This is a genomic window from Pararhizobium arenae (assembly GCF_001931685.1).
Classification (GTDB): domain Bacteria; phylum Pseudomonadota; class Alphaproteobacteria; order Rhizobiales; family Rhizobiaceae; genus Pararhizobium; species Pararhizobium arenae.
The window spans coordinates 220,826-236,747 of sequence record NZ_MOOY01000006.1 but is presented as its reverse complement, the minus strand read 5'-3'; the positions used below and the strand labels follow the sequence as shown (position 1 = coordinate 236,747).

Genomic DNA, 15,922 nt, shown 5'->3' with positions numbered 1-15,922 from the left:
CGCCGGAAAGATCAGCGGCACTTTTAGCGAGATTGCCGGATGGCGCAAGGCTTGTTGCCGCGAATCGGTTGCGCTGCGGCGACACTGGTAATTTGAGTGCATTTCCGCCATATAGACCGCGAGATAACACATGGAACGATGGCAATGACGGATGTGGTCGAATTCGCGAGGATGAACGGGCTTGGCAACAAGATTCTCGTCGTCGATATGCGCGGCCGGCGCGACCGTGTGACGCCGGAGGCGGCGATCGCGCTGAATGCCGATCCGCAGACCCGTTTCGACCAGATCATGGCGATCCATGATCCGAAGGCCGATGGCACCGATGCCTTTATCGATATCCTGAATTCGGACGGCACCAAGGCACAGGCCTGCGGCAACGGCACGCGCTGCGTCGTGCAGGCGCTGGCCGCCGAGACCGGCCGCAAAGTCTTCACCTTCCAGACCGTCGCCGGCATCCTGAATGCGGTCGAGCATGACGACGGCACGATCTCCGTCGACATGGGTACACCTGTCTTCGAATGGAACCGCATCCCGCTTTCTGAAGAATTCCATGATACCAGCCGCATCGAGCTGCAGATCGGGCCGATCGATGCGCCAGTGCTGCATTCACCCTCGGTCATGTCGATGGGCAATCCACATGCGATCTTCTGGGTCGATCGCGACGTCATGTCGTTCGATCTCGAACGCTTCGGGCCGCTGCTGGAAAACCATCCGATGTTTCCCGAGCGCGCCAATATCACGCTGGCGCAGGTGACCTCGCCCACCTCGATGACCACCCGCACTTGGGAGCGCGGCGCCGGCTTGACGCTCGCCTGCGGTTCCGCGGCCTGCTCCGCTGCCGTCAGCGCCGCCCGCACGGGGCGCACCGGCCGCAAGGTTGAAATCCGCGTTGCCAGCGCCAATCCGCCCGGCATTCTCTCCATCGAATGGCGCGAGCGTGACGACCATGTGATCATGACCGGCCCGGCCGAGTGGGAATGGTCGGGCACGGTCGATCCGGCAACCGGCGCTTTCAGCCGCGAGGACGCGGCCGAGGCAAAGGCGCAGTGAGTGGCGTCGACGTCATAACCTTCGGCTGTCGCCTCAACACTTACGAATCCGAAGTCATGCGCAGCGAGGCGGAGAAGGCGGGGCTGAACAACGCCATTCTCTTCAATACCTGCGCTGTGACCGGCGAGGCCGTGCGACAGGCGCGGCAGGCGATCCGTCGCGCCCGGCGCGAAAATCCCCATGCCCGCATCATCGTCACCGGCTGCGCCGCACAGACGGAGAAAGATACCTTCGCCGCCATGCCGGAGGTCGATGCCGTCCTCGGCAACGAGGAAAAGCTGAAGCGCGCCGCCTATCGGGCGCTACCGGATTTCGGTGTTTCGGCGGAAGAAAAGCTCCGGGTCAACGACATCATGAGCGTGCGCGAAACCGTGCCGCAGATGGTAAAGTTGATCGAAGGCCATGTGCGCGCGTTCGTGCAGGTGCAGAACGGCTGCGATCATCGCTGCACCTTCTGTGTCATCCCCTATGGCCGCGGCAATTCCCGCTCGGTGCCGATGGGCGCAGTGGTGGATCAGGCGCGAAAGCTGATCGACAGCGGCTACTCAGAGATCGTGCTGACCGGCGTGGATGCGACGAGCTACGGCGCTGATCTACCGGGGCAGCCGACCCTTGGGCTGCTTGCAAAGACGCTTCTGAAACAAGTGCCAGATATCCGCCGCCTGCGGCTTTCATCCATCGACAGCATCGAGGCCGACGGGCATCTGATGGACCTGGTCGCCGATGAGCCGCGCTTCATGCCGCATCTGCATCTCTCGCTGCAGCATGGCGACGATCTGATTCTGAAGCGGATGAAGCGCCGGCATTCGCGTGCCGATGCGTTAAAGTTCGTCGAGGATGTTCGCCGTCTTCGCCCGGAAATGAGCTTTGGCGCGGATATGATCGCCGGTTTTCCGACGGAAACCGAGGAGATGTTCTCGAACGCCGCAAGCCTTGCGGAAGAGGCCGGCATCGCCCATCTGCATGTCTTCCCTTATAGCCCGCGGCCGGGCACACCGGCAGCGCGCATGCCGCAGCTGGAGCGTGCCATCATTAAGGAGCGGGCGGCAAGGCTGCGCGCCACTGGACTTCGCCTCAGCGAAGCCCATCTTGACAGCATGGTGGGAACGCAGCAATGGCTGCTCGTTGAGAACAACGGGCTAGCGCATACGGAAAACTTCACCCTTGTCGCCGCCCCCGGCCTTGCGCCACGGGAGATGGTGTCGGTGCGGATTACCGGCCACAACGGCAAGCATCTCGAAATGCAATTGACGGCCGCCGACGCGGCCTGACGATACGGACAGACAATGGCGCTGAGCTTCATCAAAAGGGTTTTCACCTTCGGCAAGGACAAGCCGGCCGAGTGCGAGCCGCCGGTCGCGGATCAGTCAGCGCCGCTTTCACCGGAAGAGCTGAGCGCCGTCGAAGCCGAGCTGGAGCCGCGTTCGCGCGACGAAGACCTGCCGCTTGCTGCTGATCCGGTTCTGGCCGAGGAAATCGAGACCGCCGGCGGGCCTTCCGACGATATCATCGCGCTGGAAGCTGAAATCATCGCTGACGAGATCGAAGCCGCTTTGCCACTGCCTGCCGCTGAGCAGATCGGTGATCTCGGGGTTATCCCGCTGTCGCTTCTGGAAGCGGAAGTCGCGGCCGAAACGGAAGACGTGCCTCCCGCGATCTCCTCCCTTGAGGGCGAGATGCCCGGCAGGGCAGAGGGGAGTGAGGAATTTTCCTCATTCTCCGAAATCGAGGATGAGGCTCCCGCAAGAGAAGCATTTGACGATGAGGCGGTTACATCCCCCTCTGTCCCTTCGGGACATCTCCCCCTCAAGGGGGGAGATCAGGCGGAGGATGCCGCCGCGCCGGTGCTTCCCAAGGGCTTTGCCACCGGCCCGGCTGTCATCTACCCCGTCGCCGTAGCGCCGAAGCCGAAGCTCACCTGGTTTCAGCGCCTGCGCCAGGGCCTTGCGCGCACCTCATCGCAGCTCACCGGCCAGATCACCGCGCTCTTCACCAAGCGCAAACTGGACGAAGACACGCTACAGGAACTGGAAGACCTGCTCATCCAGGCCGATCTCGGCGTCGAAACCGCCCTTCGCATTACCGACACGCTGGCCTCCGAGCGGTACGGCAAGGATGTGACCGGCGAAGACGTGTCGCGCATCATGGCCGCCGAAATCACCAAGGTTCTGTCACCGGTCGCCAAGCCGTTGCAGCTCGATCTGTCCCACAAGCCGCATGTCATCCTCGTTGTCGGCGTCAACGGCACCGGCAAGACAACGACCATCGGCAAGCTGGCGGCAAAACTCTCCGGCGCCGGCCTCAAGGTCATGCTTGCCGCCGGCGATACCTTTCGCGCGGCCGCGATCGAGCAGTTGAAGATCTGGGCGGAGCGCACCGGGTCCGACATCGTTTCCTCTAAGCTCGGTGCAGATGCCGCCGGTCTCGCCTATGAAGCCTTCGAACAGGCGCGGCTGAAAAAGAGCGACGTGCTGATCATCGACACGGCCGGCCGCCTGCAGAACCGCACGGAACTGATGGCCGAGCTTGAAAAGATCGTGCGCGTGCTCGGCAAGCTCGATCCGGATGCGCCCCATACGGTGCTGCAGACACTCGATGCGACGACGGGCCAGAACGCGCTCAATCAGGTCGAGATTTTCCGCAACGTCGCTGGCGTCAACGGCTTAATCATGACCAAGTTGGATGGTACGGCGCGGGGCGGCATCCTTGTCGCGATCTCCGCCAAACACAAGTTGCCGGTCTATTTCATCGGCGTCGGTGAAGGCGTCGATGATCTCGAACCGTTCGAGGCCAAGGATTTTGCCGAGGCGATTGCCGGCATCGCCCATTGACCCGGATATAGTTTTGCCGTTTTGCTGATGTTATAGGGCACCCAGAAACTTCGTCATCCTCGGGCTTGACCCGAGGATCCTGACGGAGAACGCGGGATTGGACCATCGTATGCAGAATCGCGGGTAGATCCTCGGGTCAAGCCCGAGGATGACGGCAGAGGGACAGTCCCGCGCAACGGGTAAGCACAGCTAACGCTCTCATGAGCAGACTTTAGGGACGACATAATGTCATCGATCGAGGCTGCAAAGCCGCGCAAGGAAATCAGTCCGCTGCTCAAGATGGCTCTCGAGCTCGGCCCGCTGGTTGTGTTCTTCTTCGCCAATTCCAGGGGCGAATGGCTCGGTTCGCATTTCCCGGCGTTGACGGAGCTTGGCGGCCCGATCTTCATCGCGACCGGCCTCTTCATGGCGGCAACGGCGATCGCGCTCACCGTATCGTGGATTCTCACTCGCACCCTGCCGATGATGCCGCTGATCTCGGGCATCGTCGTCTTCATCTTCGGGGCGCTGACGCTCTATCTGCAGAACGACACCTTCATCAAGATGAAGCCGACCATCGTCAATTCGCTGTTTGGCGCCATCCTGCTCGGCGGCCTTCTGTTCGGCAAATCGCTGCTCGGTTATGTCTTCCATTCCGCCTTCAAGCTTGACGATGCCGGCTGGCGCAAGCTCACCATCCGCTGGGGCGTCTTCTTCGTTTTCCTGGCGATCCTCAACGAAGTCGTTTGGCGCAATTTCACGACGGATTTCTGGGTGGCCTTCAAGGTATGGGGCACTATGCCAATCACGATTCTGTTTACCCTGTCGCAGATGCCGTTGATCATGAAGCACTCGCTCGAGCAGGAAGCCGACGCTTGAGCGCCATATCGCCGGATCATGACAAGACGATGCGGCATGCAACAATCTGGTTGCTCGCTTGCATCGCTGTTCTGATCCTGCAAGCCGCCATCCAATACTGGATGGGTCGCACACTGATCTGCACCTGCGGTTATGTGAAACTGTTTGAGCCGGTGGTGGACAGCCCCGGCAATTCCCAACATCTGGCGGACTGGTACACGCCGTCCCACATCATCCACGGCTTCATCTTCTACGGCATCGCGCATCTGCTGTTCCGCGGAAAGCCACTGGCGGCGCGCCTGCTGTTTGCGGTGCTGATCGAAAGCGGCTGGGAGCTGCTCGAAAACTCGCCGATCATCATCGACCGCTACCGCACGGCAACGATCTCCCTCGATTATTACGGCGACAGTATCTTGAATTCGGCGATGGACACGATCTTCATGGCGGCCGGCTTCTTCTTTGCCTGGCGCATGCCGGTGCTGATTACGATGACTGTTGCCATCGTCTTCGAGCTCTTCACCGGCTGGCTGATCCGGGACAATCTCACGCTCAACGTGCTTATGCTTGTCTATCCGCTAGAGACGGTTAAAGCCTGGCAGGGCGCAATCTAGCTTTTCGCCCCGACCGCTTTTTCTATTGCCGGATAAAGCCCTTCTTTCAGGCTTCTTTCGTCAAATGGACCAACGCGCTTGTAGAGGATCGTGCCGTCGGCACCGACGAGATAGGACTCCGGAATACCATAGACGCCCCAATCGATTGCCGCCTTGCCGCGTGGATCGACGCCGATTGCGGAAAACGGGTTGCCGAGTTCGCCGAGAAAGCTCAGCGCGTTTTCCGTCTTGTCCTTGTAGTTGATGCCGACGACCTGCAGGCGCGGGTCCTTGGCAAGCTCGAGGATGATCGGGTTTTCTTCCCGGCAGGGGATGCACCAGGATGCCCAGATATTGACGAGGGTGAGCTTGCCCTTGATCGAGGCATCGGTGAGCGGCGGCATCGGGGCGCCGGAAAGGTTGGCGCCTTCCAGCGGCGGCATATCGAGGCTCGGTGCCTTCGTGCCAATGAGCGCAGACGGGATTTCGCTGATATCGCGACCGGAATCGAGCTGGCTCCAGAAGATCGCGGCAAGGCCGCCGAAGACGGCTAGGGGCAGGAGCGCCAGCGCATAACGCGCCTTGCCCGGCCGCTCCGATGTTTCACCTTCAAAGCGAATTTCGTCGTTCATGAGGGGCGCCCGGCCTGCGAGCGACGACGGATGCCGGCGTCCTCCAGTGCTTTCAGTTCTTTTTGACGCCCTCGCCCATCCATAAACACCCAGCCGATCAGAGCAAGGATCAGCATGGCGGCTGCGGCATAACTTGCGGCGACATAGGCAAAGTGTCCGGACATGCTCAAGCCTCCCGACCGATGCTGCGCGCCGCTTGCCGGCGCAGAGCCATCACCCGGCGACGCCAGATTTCATTGCGCATGGCAGCAATATGCAGCGTGAAAAACAGCAAAGTATAGGCGATCGCCATGACCAGCAGCGGCCGCAGAAACTCGGGGTCGATGGTCGGACCGTCAAGGCGCACCACGCTTGCCGGCTGATGCAGCGTGTTCCACCACTCGACCGAGAACTTGATGATCGGGATATTGACGAAACCGATCAGGATGAGGATGGCGCAGACCTTGGCCGCTTTGCCCGGATCATCGATAGCGCGGTTGAGCGCGATGAGGCCGAGATACATCAGAAACAGCACGAAGACAGAGGTAAGCCGCGCATCCCAAACCCACCATGTTCCCCACATAGGCTTGCCCCAAAGCGAACCGGTGATCAGTGCCATGAGGGTAAAGGCCGCGCCAATCGGGGCTGCGGCCTTCGCAGAAAGATCAGCCAGAGGATGGCGCCAGACGAGCGTACCGAGCGCCGAGAGGGCCATGATCGTATAGCACATCATCGACAGCCACGCGGCGGGTACATGGATATACATGATGCGCACGGTTTCGCCCTGCTGGTAATCACCCTCGGTGGTGAAGGCGAGATAGAGGCCCGCCGCGAAGAACAGCGCTGTGGCGCCCACCAGCCACGGCAGCAGGCGCGCGGCAAGCGCCAGAAACCGCGTCGGGTTGGCGAGGTCGCTGAATTTCCGGATGGCAAGGCTGTTGTCGGTCATGACGGTTCTTTAACGCGGATTGCCGCCTGCTTCAATTGATCGGGGTCAATCACATTTCTGTCAGTCGGACGAGGAGCGCAACGCCGCGGCCGCAGCAACAGGGCCGATGACCGCAAAGAATAACGTGATGGCGATCAGGATTATCAGAGGCGGCAGGAAGGGTGCCGGATCCTGCACCGCTGCGTAGGCGGCGCTGACGCCGAAGATCAGCACGGGAATGGCAAGCGGCAGTACCAGGATGGAGACCAGCAGCCCGCCGCGCGGCAAGGCCACTGCGACGCCCGCCCCGGCCGCGCCGATAAAGGTGATGGCCGGCGTGCCGACCAGAAGCGTCAGCATCGTTGCCCCGATTGCGAGGCTGTCCATGTTCATGAAGAGGCCGAGCAGTGGCGCAGCAAGCACCAGCGGCAGGCCTGAGGCGACCCAGTGGGCGAGGCATTTGACGAGCACCGTCAGTACCAGCGGCGTTTCCTGCATAAGCATCAGGTCGAGCGAACCATCCTCGCGTTCGGCCTGGAACAACCGGTCGAGGCCGAGAAGGCAGGAGAGCAGCGCGCCGATCCAGAGAATGGCAGGACCGATGCGGGAGAGCAGGTTGAGATCCGGGCCGATCGCGAAAGGGACAACCGCAACGACGGTGAGGAAGAACAGGACGCCGATCAGCGCGCCGCCGCCTGCTCGAACCGAGAGCTTTACGTCGCGGAGGAAGAGGGCGGTCATAAGTGAGGTCCTGTCGTGTGGAGGGTTTTACCCCCCTCTGCCCCGTCAAGCATCTCCCCCTCAAGGTGGGCGATCGGCTGGGGCTGGCCCCTCGCTCCCGATCTCACCCCTTGAGGGGGAGATGTCGCGAAGTGACAGAGGGGGGTAAGAACGGCAAACACGAAACTCGCCATCACTCCACCTCCGTAAATTCAAAGCCGCGCATTTCCAGCCTGCGGGTATTCTCCAGCCCCAGCGGCTGATGCGTCGCCGCAAGCGCGATCCCGCCTTTTTCCAAATGCGCCAGCATCAGTCCCGCGAACATCCGTTCCGACGCCGCATCCAGTGCTGCTGTCGGTTCGTCGAGGATCCAGATCGGTCGCCAGGCCACCAGCAGCTTGGCCATCGCCACGCGTCGCTGCTGGCCTGCGGAGAGATAACCGAACGGCAGATGTCCGATACCCGGCAGACCCACAGCCTCTTCGGCCTCGAAAACGTTCATGCCGGACCCGCCAGGCGAATCACCCATAAAGCTTTTCCAGAAGCTGAGATTCTCCTCGACGGTCAGTTCGCGCTTCATGCCGTTGCGGTGGCCGAGATAGTGGCAGAGTTCACGCGGGTGTCCGGTTTCCGCGCCCGATACCGAAACGAAACCTTCCTCGGCCGCCAGAAGACCCGCCACGACGCGCAGCAGCGTTGATTTGCCGGAGCCGTTCGGACCGGTGACGACCAAGGCTTCTCCGGCTTTCAGAACGAAGGAAATATCCTTGAAAATCATATCCTCGCCGCGCTTTGCGCCGAGGCCTTCGACGGCAAGGCTGAGAGGCATTCATCTTCCCTTTACGACGTTCGTCGCAATGCAAAAAAATTGTCCCAATTTGGGGAATGTTGGTCTGGCACGTTTCTTAGAAATTATCTATAACCGCCCCAACACGCCAGCGGTCGGCGTGAATTTCATCCTAGCGCCGAACATGGAATGATTTCCACGTACGGACAGCGGAAATGACCGTACCCGCATCCCAATTCGCGCTTCCATAGCGCTCGGGCGTTCGTACGTCAGTTGTTGGCGATCAGACGGAACGGGGTATTATCCAGTGTCCAAATCCCTTGACAGTTTTAATTGTCGTTCGACGCTTTCGGTGAACGGCGTAGACTATGTCTATTACAGCCTGCCGAAGGCGGAAGCCAATGGCTTGGCCGGCGTTTCCAAGCTTCCCTATTCGATGAAGGTTCTGCTGGAAAACCTGCTGCGCTTCGAAGACGGCCGCTCCGTCACCAAGGAAAACATCCTTGCCGTGGCTGAGTGGCTGAACAACAAGGGTCTCGAGGAAAACGAGATCGCCTATCGCCCGGCCCGCGTGCTGATGCAGGACTTCACCGGCGTTCCGGCCGTGGTCGACCTTGCCGCCATGCGTGACGGCATCAAGGCACTGGGTGGCGATCCGGAAAAGATCAACCCGCTCGTTCCCGTCGATCTGGTCATCGACCACTCCGTCATTGTCGACGAGTTCGGCACGCCGAACGCTTTCGCCCGCAACGTCGAGCTCGAATACGAGCGCAACGGCGAGCGTTATCGCTTCCTGAAGTGGGGCCAGCAGGCGTTCAAGAATTTCCGCGTGGTCCCGCCCGGCACCGGCATCTGTCACCAGGTCAACCTCGAATATCTCGGCCAGACCGTCTGGACGAAGGAAGAGGATGGCGAGATCACCGCTTATCCGGATACCTGCGTCGGCACCGACAGCCATACGACCATGATCAACGGTCTCGGCGTGCTCGGCTGGGGCGTGGGTGGCATCGAGGCTGAGGCTGCCATGCTCGGTCAGCCGGTCTCCATGCTGCTGCCCGAAGTCATCGGCTTCAAGCTCACCGGCAAGCTCAAGGAAGGTGTGACCGCGACCGACCTCGTTCTGATGGTCGTGCAGATGCTACGCAAGAAGGGCGTCGTCTCGAAGTTCGTCGAATTCTTCGGTTCGGGCCTCGACAACATGACGCTCGCCGACCGCGCCACCATCGGAAATATGGGCCCGGAATACGGCGCGACCTGCGGCTTCTTCCCGGTCGATTCCGAAACCATCAACTACCTCACCATGTCCGGTCGCGAGGAGCAGCGCATCGCTCTCGTCGAAGCCTACTCCAAGGCTCAAGGCATGTGGCGCGATAATGACGGTTCTGATCTGGTCTTCACCGACACGCTCGAACTCGACCTCGGCGACGTCGTTCCCGCCATGGCCGGTCCGAAGCGCCCGGAAGGTCGCATTCCGCTCGAAAACATCGCCTCCGGTTTCGCAACCGCGCTCGAAAACGACTACAAGAAGCCCGGCCAGCTCAACAACCGCTACGCGGTCGAAGGCACGGATTTCGATCTGGGCCATGGCGACGTGGCGATTGCCGCCATCACCTCCTGCACCAACACGTCCAACCCCTCGGTTCTGATCGCTGCCGGCCTTCTCGCCCGCAACGCCGTCGCCAAGGGCCTGAAGACCAAGCCATGGGTCAAGACGTCGCTGGCGCCGGGATCGCAGGTCGTTGCCGAATATCTCGCCAAGTCCGGCCTGCAGACCGACCTTGACGCACTCGGCTTCAACCTCGTCGGTTTCGGCTGCACCACCTGCATCGGCAATTCCGGGCCGCTGCCGGCACCTGTGTCGAAGACAATCAATGACAAGGGCCTGATCGCCTCTGGCGTTCTCTCCGGCAACCGTAACTTCGAAGGCCGTATCTCGCCGGACGTCCAGGCGAACTACCTCGCTTCGCCGCCGCTCGTCGTCGCCTACGCGCTCGCCGGCACGGTGCAGAAGGACTTGACCAAGGATCCGATCGGCGAAGATCAGGATGGCAACCCGGTCTTCCTGAAGGACATCTGGCCGACCTCGAAGGAAATCCAGGAGTTCATCTACAAGTACGTTACCCGCGAACTTTATGCGTCGAAGTATGCCGACGTGTTCAAGGGTGATGCAAACTGGCAGGCTGTTCAGGTTCCGGCCGGCCAGACCTATGCCTGGGATGACAACTCGACGTACGTTCAGAACCCGCCGTACTTCGTTGGCATGGGCAAGACCGGTTCGGGCATCTCCGATATCAAGGGCGCGCGCGTTCTCGGCCTCTTCGGCGACAAGATCACCACCGACCACATCTCTCCGGCCGGTTCGATCAAGGCTGCTTCTCCGGCTGGTGCCTACCTCACCGGTCACGGCGTTGCGGTTGCCGACTTCAACCAGTATGGCACCCGTCGCGGTAACCATGAAGTGATGATGCGCGGCACCTTCGCCAACATCCGCATCCGCAACCACATGCTCGGCCCGAACGGCAAGGAAGGTGGCTACACCATCCACTATCCGTCGAAGGAAGAGATGTCGATCTACGACGCGGCCATGCGGTACAAGGAAGAGGGTGTTCCGCTCGTCATCTTCGCCGGTGTTGAATACGGCAACGGGTCGTCGCGCGACTGGGCGGCCAAGGGTACGAACCTGCTCGGCGTCAAGGCGGTCATTGCCCAGTCCTTCGAACGTATCCACCGCTCGAACCTCGTCGGCATGGGCATTGTGCCCTTCGTCTTCGAGGAAGGCACGACCTGGGAATCGCTTGGTCTCAAGGGCGACGAACTCGTTACCATCGACAACCTCGCGAATGTCCAGCCGCGCGAAAAGCGCATCGCCAAAATTACCTATGGCGATGGAACGGTGAAGGACGTGCCGCTGATCTGCCGCATCGATACGCTGGATGAGGTTACCTACATGAACAATGGTGGTATCCTGCAGACTGTTCTGCGCGATCTCGCTGCTTAAGAAGATTGTTTGACATCAACGGAGCCGGGGTCCTGCACCCCGGCTTTTTCTTGGGCACTTTTTGGGGCTTTGCGAGTTTCACTCCAACGTGACTTCCTGTTGACAGCACTGCGGCGTATGAAGAGGCGCCTTCACTGTCGATGCCGCCGGGAATAGAAATCCGATGCCTTTTCCATACCATCTTCGCCGTCTGCTTCTGGGCTGCGCCTTCGGGTTCGTTGCCCTGCCGGTGGCCGCGGGCGATGCGGTGTCGCCAAAGGGCGTTGTGGAGCTTTTTACCAGCCAGGGCTGTTCCTCCTGCCCGCCCGCGGATGCGGCGCTCAAGAGCCTGATCGATGAAGGCCAGGTGGTGGCACTGGCTTATCACGTCGATTACTGGAACTATCTCGGCTGGGCCGATACGCTGGCGTCCAAGGAAAATACCGCCCGCCAATACGCCTATGCGCGCATGCTCGGTCGTAGCGGCGTTTATACGCCACAAGTGATCGTCAATGGCCGCGCTCATCTGAATGGTGCCGATCTGCCGGGTATTCGGGGCAAGGTCGCGGTTCTCGACAAGGCGGGCAGGGGCATGACGGTGCCTGTAACGGCAACGCGAAGAGGCGAAGAGATCGACATCCGCGTCGGTGCAGGCACCGGCAAGGCCAATGTCGTCGTCGCCTATTTCAGTTATCAGCAGCAGGTTAAGGTCGAGAAGGGTGAAAACGGAGGAAAGACGATCTCCTATCTCCACTCTGTCAACGATCTGCAGACCATCGGCATGTGGGATGGCAAGCCGGCAAGCTTCGTTTTGCCGGCGACGATGCTGGATAAAACCCGCAACGACGGCTGCGCCGTGCTTTTGCAGCGCATGAAGGATGGCGAGACGCCCGGTCCGATTATCGGTGCGACAACCCTGGCCTCGGAGACGGCTGAGAGCACGACGGCCGACGTTGGCGCGAATTGAAAATAGTCGTGCTGTTGAAAGCCCGGTCCGGCAACGTCGAGGGGCTGGGGCTTAGGGTTCGATGTTGCCGGACCGAGCATACGCTTTCATCCTGAGCGGTTCAGGATGTGGGCGTTTCCGCGGCCGCGTGCCGAACGGCACGAATGGGACGGCACTGCGGATCGAGTCGCGCAGGGACACATGATGGATACGCAGCCCCCGCGCATGCCGGGATCTGATTGAAGTAGGGGATCGGATGCCGGCGCGCGGAGTGTTTCGCGCAATTGGGGCGTGGTTTTGGCTGAAATACGGCAACGGTCAAAAACCACAGACGATCTTCCCGGGTTGCTTTTCGATGTGGCTCAGGCACACTGTAACGGTCCTGTCACAACAAAAGGCCGGAAACCTGATGAGCGATGAGCCGGATTTGCAGAACGGCGAAACACGATCTGCGAGACAGGCGACTTCCGAAGTCGTCGTCGATTTCAACAGCTACCGCAGTGTGCGCGATCCACTGCCCATCACCTTTCACCGTACCGAACTCGACCAGATCCTTTGGATCTACGGTCGAATGGTGGGCGAAGGCGAATGGCGCGACTACGCACTCGACCACATGGCCGACAAGGCAATCTTTTCAGTGTTCAAGCGATCCGGCGAAATGCCGCTTTACCGGATCGAGAAGAATCCGAAGCTTGCCGCCAAGCAGGGCGCCTACAGCGTCGTCAACACACATGGCATGATCCTGAAGCGTGGACACGAGCTGAAACAGGTGCTGAAGGTGTTCGACAAGCTGCTGAAGCTCGTCAAAAACTGATTCGGCTTTTTCAGCGTTGGTAGAGCGTGTCCGGATAGCGACCCGGCGTGGGGTCGCTCAGCACGCCGTCGCCCAACCCACGTTGCATCAGGGTGGTATCGAGCCAGCGGCCATGCTTGTAGCCGGCCCCCTTGAGCACGCCAGTTTCCGCAAAACCGAGAGCACGATGAAGCGCCACCGAAGCGGGATGAGCGCCGCCGATAACGGCCATCATCTGGCGAAAGCCCAACGCTGTGCAGCGGGCGATGATGTCCTGAAGCAAGGCGCGCCCAACGCCGCGGCCGCGGGCGTCGGGGGCCAGATAGATCGAATCTTCCACCAGAAACCGATAGGCGGGACGCGTGCGGAAAGCGGATGCGTAGGCGTAACCAACGAGCCTGCCTTCTTCGTCGGCCGCGGCTATGTAGGGATAGCCGTTCCCGACAATCGCCAAGAACCGGTTCGCCATCTCTTCCTGCGTGGGCGGGTCTGTTTCATAGCTTGCGACACCATTCAGAACGCACTCCCCATAGATCGCGGTGATGTCGGGAATGTCGGCAAGCGTGGCATCGCGAAGCTGAAAAGACATGGCGGATTTCAATTGGATGGGGACGGAAAGTGATTGTGCGGCGAACCTCGGCAAACGCTTCTCGTCCGTAGCCGGGTTGTTTGAAACAAAATATCCGGCTTCATCGCAATGCGACAAAGCCGGAGTGGAAAGCCGGGAAGGTTCTTACGAGAAGAACTGTCCGCCGTTTGCAGAGATTGTCGACCCCGTGATGAAGCCTGCGTCGTCGGAAGCGAGAAACACCACGCAGCGCGCGATCTCTTCCGGTTCGCCGAGGCGGCCGACGGGGATTTGCGGAATGATGCGTTCGTTCAGCACTTTTTCCGGCACGGCCAGCACCATTTCCGTGCCGATATAACCGGGGCAGATGGCGTTGACGGTAATGTTCTTGGCGGCCCCTTCCTGCGCCAGCGCCTTCGTGAAGCCGAGATCGCCGGCCTTGGCCGCGGAATAGTTGGCCTGACCCATCTGACCCTTCTGGCCGTTGATCGAGGAGATGTTGATAATCCGGCCGAAACCACGGTCACGCATGCCGGTCCAGACCGGATGCGTCATGTTGAAGAGGCCGGTAAGATTGGTGTCGATCACCTCTTTCCACTGGCCGGGCGTCATCTTGTGGAACATGGCATCGCGGGTGATGCCGGCATTGTTGACGAGCACTTCGATCGGGCCGATGTCCTCCTCCACCTTGGCGATGCCGCCGGCGCAGGCGGCGTAATCCGACACGTCCCATTTGTAGGTCGCGATGCCCGTTACGTCGGAGAAGGCGCGGGCCTTCTCCTCGTTGCCGGCATAGGTGGCCGCCACCCTGTAGCCTGCCCCTTTCAAAGCGATCGAAATTGCCGCGCCAATACCGCGTGTCCCGCCGGTGACCAATGCTACCCTGCTCATGGTATCTTCCCCAGTTTCGGTTGTTCTACGCAACACCCCGCGGCATGTTGGACGCGGGGTTCATCCCGATCGTTTTGTTGTTGGTGGGCTGTCTCCGATATTCTGTTTGGTTGTGTGGCTCAGAGCCGCTCGACGCACATGGCGACACCCATGCCGCCACCGATGCAGAGCGTGGCAAGCCCCTTGGAGACGCCGCGACGCTTCATCTCGAACAGCAGCGTGTTGAGCACGCGGGCGCCGGATGCACCGATCGGATGGCCGATGGCGATCGCGCCGCCGTTGACGTTGACGATTGCCGGGTCCCAGCCGAGATCCTTGTTGACGGCGCAGGCCTGGGCGGCAAAAGCTTCGTTGGCTTCGACCAGCTCCACATCCGCAACCGACCAGCCGGCCTTTTCCAGCGCCTTGCGCGATGCCGGGATGGGTCCCGTGCCCATGATCTGCGGATCGACGCCGGCCGTCGCCCAGGAGACGATGCGGGCCAGTGGCGCGATGCCGCGGCGATTGGCTTCGGGTTCGCTCATCAGCAGCGTTGCTGCCGCGCCGTCATTAAGGCCGGACGCGTTGGCGGCCGTAACGGTGCCTTCCTTGTCGAAAGCCGGGCGCAGCTTCGCCATGGATTCGATGGTCGCGCCATGGCGAATATACTCGTCCTGATCGACCGTCACATCGCCCTTGCGGGTGGAGATAACGAAGGGAATGATTTCATCGGCGAAGCGGCCAGCCTTCTGCGCGGCCTCAGCCTTGTTCTGCGAGCCGAGCGCGAACTGATCCTGCTCATCGCGCGAGAGCTGCCACTTGCGGGCGACGTTTTCGGCGGTGATGCCCATGTGGTAGCCGTAGAAGGCATCCGTCAGGCCATCCTTGATCATCGTGTCGATCATCTTGAAATCGCCCATCTTCACGCCGCCGCGCAGGTGCGCGCAGTGGGGCGCCATGGACATGGACTCCTGGCCGCCGGCAACGATGATTTTCGCATCACCGGTGGCGATCTGCTGCATGCCCAGCGCCACGGCGCGCAGGCCGGAGCCGCACAGCTGGTTCATGCCCCATGCGGTCGCTTCCTGCGGTATGCCGGCCTTCATTGCGGCCTGACGGGCCGGGTTCTGGCCTTCGCCGGCGCCGAGCACCTGTCCGAGGATCACTTCATCCACCTCGGCCGCCTCGACGCCTGCGCGCTCCAGCACGCCCTTGATGACGGCGGCGCCGAGTTCATGGGCAGGGGTGTTGCCGAAGGAGCCGTTGAAGGAGCCGACGGCCGTGCGGCCGGCGCTTGCGATGACGATGGAATTGCTCATGGCGTGTTTCCTCAGTTTCTCACTTTAGCGGAGACTGGCAAAGGAAACGGCGCAAGTCAAACGCGATCACAAGGGCGAACACACGGAATTTTGCA

Annotated in this window: 16 protein-coding genes; 8 read left to right on the top strand and 8 right to left on the bottom strand. The window is 60.9% G+C overall.

The features are described from left to right. The first annotated feature begins 144 nt into the window (after nt 1-144). The 5 genes from dapF (at nt 145) to BLX89_RS15155 (ending at nt 5,329) form a co-directional block, all read left to right on the top strand. Nucleotides 145-1,050, top strand: coding sequence for a diaminopimelate epimerase (gene dapF, locus BLX89_RS15175; protein ID WP_075291787.1), 906 nt, complete (start codon nt 145-147; stop codon nt 1,048-1,050). After that, nucleotides 1,047-2,321, top strand: a complete 1,275-nt coding sequence (gene mtaB / locus BLX89_RS15170; protein WP_075291786.1) for a tRNA (N(6)-L-threonylcarbamoyladenosine(37)-C(2))-methylthiotransferase MtaB — start codon at nt 1,047-1,049, stop codon at nt 2,319-2,321. Before dapF ends, mtaB begins: the two co-directional genes overlap by 4 nt. A 15-nt stretch (nt 2,322-2,336) precedes the next feature. Then, entirely contained in the window at nt 2,337-3,881 is a 1,545-nt protein-coding gene (gene ftsY, locus BLX89_RS15165; RefSeq protein WP_075291785.1) for a signal recognition particle-docking protein FtsY, read from the top strand. A gap of 225 nt (nt 3,882-4,106) precedes the next feature. Next, on the top strand, nt 4,107-4,739 hold the full coding sequence (locus tag BLX89_RS15160) for a septation protein A (RefSeq protein ID WP_075291784.1): 633 nt from the start codon (nt 4,107-4,109) through the stop codon (nt 4,737-4,739). After that, nucleotides 4,736-5,329 carry a DUF2585 domain-containing protein gene (locus tag BLX89_RS15155; protein ID WP_425348615.1) on the top strand — a complete coding sequence of 198 codons (594 nt, stop codon included), beginning with the start codon at nt 4,736-4,738 and terminating at the stop codon, nt 5,327-5,329. Before BLX89_RS15160 ends, BLX89_RS15155 begins: the two co-directional genes overlap by 4 nt. Here the strand turns inward: BLX89_RS15155 and BLX89_RS15150 are convergent. From BLX89_RS15150 to ccmA, 5 genes are all read right to left on the bottom strand, one after another. Continuing rightward, nucleotides 5,326-5,940 (bottom strand): DsbE family thiol:disulfide interchange protein, encoded by a 615-nt coding sequence (locus BLX89_RS15150; RefSeq protein ID WP_075291783.1) that lies wholly within the window; start codon nt 5,938-5,940, stop codon nt 5,326-5,328. The genes BLX89_RS15155 and BLX89_RS15150 overlap by 4 nt on opposite strands. Then, the gene (gene ccmD / locus BLX89_RS15145) at nt 5,937-6,104 is read right to left on the bottom strand and encodes a heme exporter protein CcmD (protein ID WP_075291782.1); all 168 of its coding nucleotides are present in this window, start codon (nt 6,102-6,104) and stop codon (nt 5,937-5,939) included. Before ccmD ends, BLX89_RS15150 begins: the two co-directional genes overlap by 4 nt. 2 nt (nt 6,105-6,106) lie before the next feature. Beyond that, the gene (locus BLX89_RS15140; RefSeq protein WP_075291781.1) at nt 6,107-6,868 is read right to left on the bottom strand and encodes a heme ABC transporter permease; all 762 of its coding nucleotides are present in this window, start codon (nt 6,866-6,868) and stop codon (nt 6,107-6,109) included. A 60-nt stretch (nt 6,869-6,928) separates the two neighbouring features. Further along, nucleotides 6,929-7,588 (bottom strand): heme exporter protein CcmB, encoded by a 660-nt coding sequence (gene ccmB / locus BLX89_RS15135; protein ID WP_075291780.1) that lies wholly within the window; start codon nt 7,586-7,588, stop codon nt 6,929-6,931. A 172-nt stretch (nt 7,589-7,760) separates the two neighbouring features. Further along, nucleotides 7,761-8,396: a heme ABC exporter ATP-binding protein CcmA gene (gene ccmA / locus BLX89_RS15130; protein ID WP_075291779.1), complete on the bottom strand. Its 636-nt coding sequence runs from the start codon at nt 8,394-8,396 to the stop codon at nt 7,761-7,763. Between the two features lie 265 nt (nt 8,397-8,661). On the opposite strand from ccmA, the gene acnA reads away from it, so the two are divergent. The 3 genes from acnA to BLX89_RS15115 all read left to right on the top strand — a co-directional run bounded on the left by acnA (nt 8,662) and on the right by BLX89_RS15115 (nt 13,091). After that, nucleotides 8,662-11,352, top strand: coding sequence for an aconitate hydratase AcnA (gene acnA / locus BLX89_RS15125; RefSeq protein WP_075291778.1), 2,691 nt, complete (start codon nt 8,662-8,664; stop codon nt 11,350-11,352). Nucleotides 11,353-11,515: 163 nt separating this feature from the next. Next, on the top strand, nt 11,516-12,298 hold the full coding sequence (locus tag BLX89_RS15120; protein ID WP_075291777.1) for a DUF1223 domain-containing protein: 783 nt from the start codon (nt 11,516-11,518) through the stop codon (nt 12,296-12,298). 388 nt (nt 12,299-12,686) lie between these two features. Further along, entirely contained in the window at nt 12,687-13,091 is a 405-nt protein-coding gene (locus BLX89_RS15115) for a DUF2794 domain-containing protein (RefSeq protein WP_075291776.1), read from the top strand. 10 nt (nt 13,092-13,101) lie between these two features. Here the strand turns inward: BLX89_RS15115 and BLX89_RS15110 are convergent, their stop codons facing one another. The 3 genes from BLX89_RS15110 to BLX89_RS15100 all read right to left on the bottom strand — a co-directional run bounded on the left by BLX89_RS15110 (nt 13,102) and on the right by BLX89_RS15100 (nt 15,827). Beyond that, nucleotides 13,102-13,659: a GNAT family N-acetyltransferase gene (locus BLX89_RS15110; protein WP_075291775.1), complete on the bottom strand. Its 558-nt coding sequence runs from the start codon at nt 13,657-13,659 to the stop codon at nt 13,102-13,104. Between the two features lie 144 nt (nt 13,660-13,803). Beyond that, a complete protein-coding gene (gene phbB / locus BLX89_RS15105; RefSeq protein ID WP_075291773.1) occupies nt 13,804-14,529 on the bottom strand; it encodes a beta-ketoacyl-ACP reductase in 726 nt (241 codons plus the stop codon). 119 nt (nt 14,530-14,648) lie between these two features. Continuing rightward, the gene (locus BLX89_RS15100) at nt 14,649-15,827 is read right to left on the bottom strand and encodes an acetyl-CoA C-acetyltransferase (protein ID WP_075291771.1); all 1,179 of its coding nucleotides are present in this window, start codon (nt 15,825-15,827) and stop codon (nt 14,649-14,651) included. Between the last annotated feature and the right edge of the window lie 95 nt (nt 15,828-15,922).

Coding starts and splice junctions, on each gene's coding strand:
- ftsY (WP_075291785.1), top strand. CDS start 2,337: ATGGCGCTGAGCTTCATCAAAAGGGTTTTCACCTTCGGCAAGGACAAG.
- ccmB (WP_075291780.1), bottom strand. CDS start 7,588: ATGACCGCCCTCTTCCTCCGCGACGTAAAGCTCTCGGTTCGAGCAGGC.
- ccmA (WP_075291779.1), bottom strand. CDS start 8,396: ATGCCTCTCAGCCTTGCCGTCGAAGGCCTCGGCGCAAAGCGCGGCGAG.
- BLX89_RS15150 (WP_075291783.1), bottom strand. CDS start 5,940: ATGAACGACGAAATTCGCTTTGAAGGTGAAACATCGGAGCGGCCGGGC.
- BLX89_RS15110 (WP_075291775.1), bottom strand. CDS start 13,659: ATGTCTTTTCAGCTTCGCGATGCCACGCTTGCCGACATTCCCGACATC.
- ccmD (WP_075291782.1), bottom strand. CDS start 6,104: ATGTCCGGACACTTTGCCTATGTCGCCGCAAGTTATGCCGCAGCCGCC.
- dapF (WP_075291787.1), top strand. CDS start 145: ATGACGGATGTGGTCGAATTCGCGAGGATGAACGGGCTTGGCAACAAG.
- phbB (WP_075291773.1), bottom strand. CDS start 14,529: ATGAGCAGGGTAGCATTGGTCACCGGCGGGACACGCGGTATTGGCGCG.
- BLX89_RS15140 (WP_075291781.1), bottom strand. CDS start 6,868: ATGACCGACAACAGCCTTGCCATCCGGAAATTCAGCGACCTCGCCAAC.
- BLX89_RS15115 (WP_075291776.1), top strand. CDS start 12,687: ATGAGCGATGAGCCGGATTTGCAGAACGGCGAAACACGATCTGCGAGA.
- BLX89_RS15160 (WP_075291784.1), top strand. CDS start 4,107: ATGTCATCGATCGAGGCTGCAAAGCCGCGCAAGGAAATCAGTCCGCTG.
- BLX89_RS15120 (WP_075291777.1), top strand. CDS start 11,516: ATGCCTTTTCCATACCATCTTCGCCGTCTGCTTCTGGGCTGCGCCTTC.
- BLX89_RS15100 (WP_075291771.1), bottom strand. CDS start 15,827: ATGAGCAATTCCATCGTCATCGCAAGCGCCGGCCGCACGGCCGTCGGC.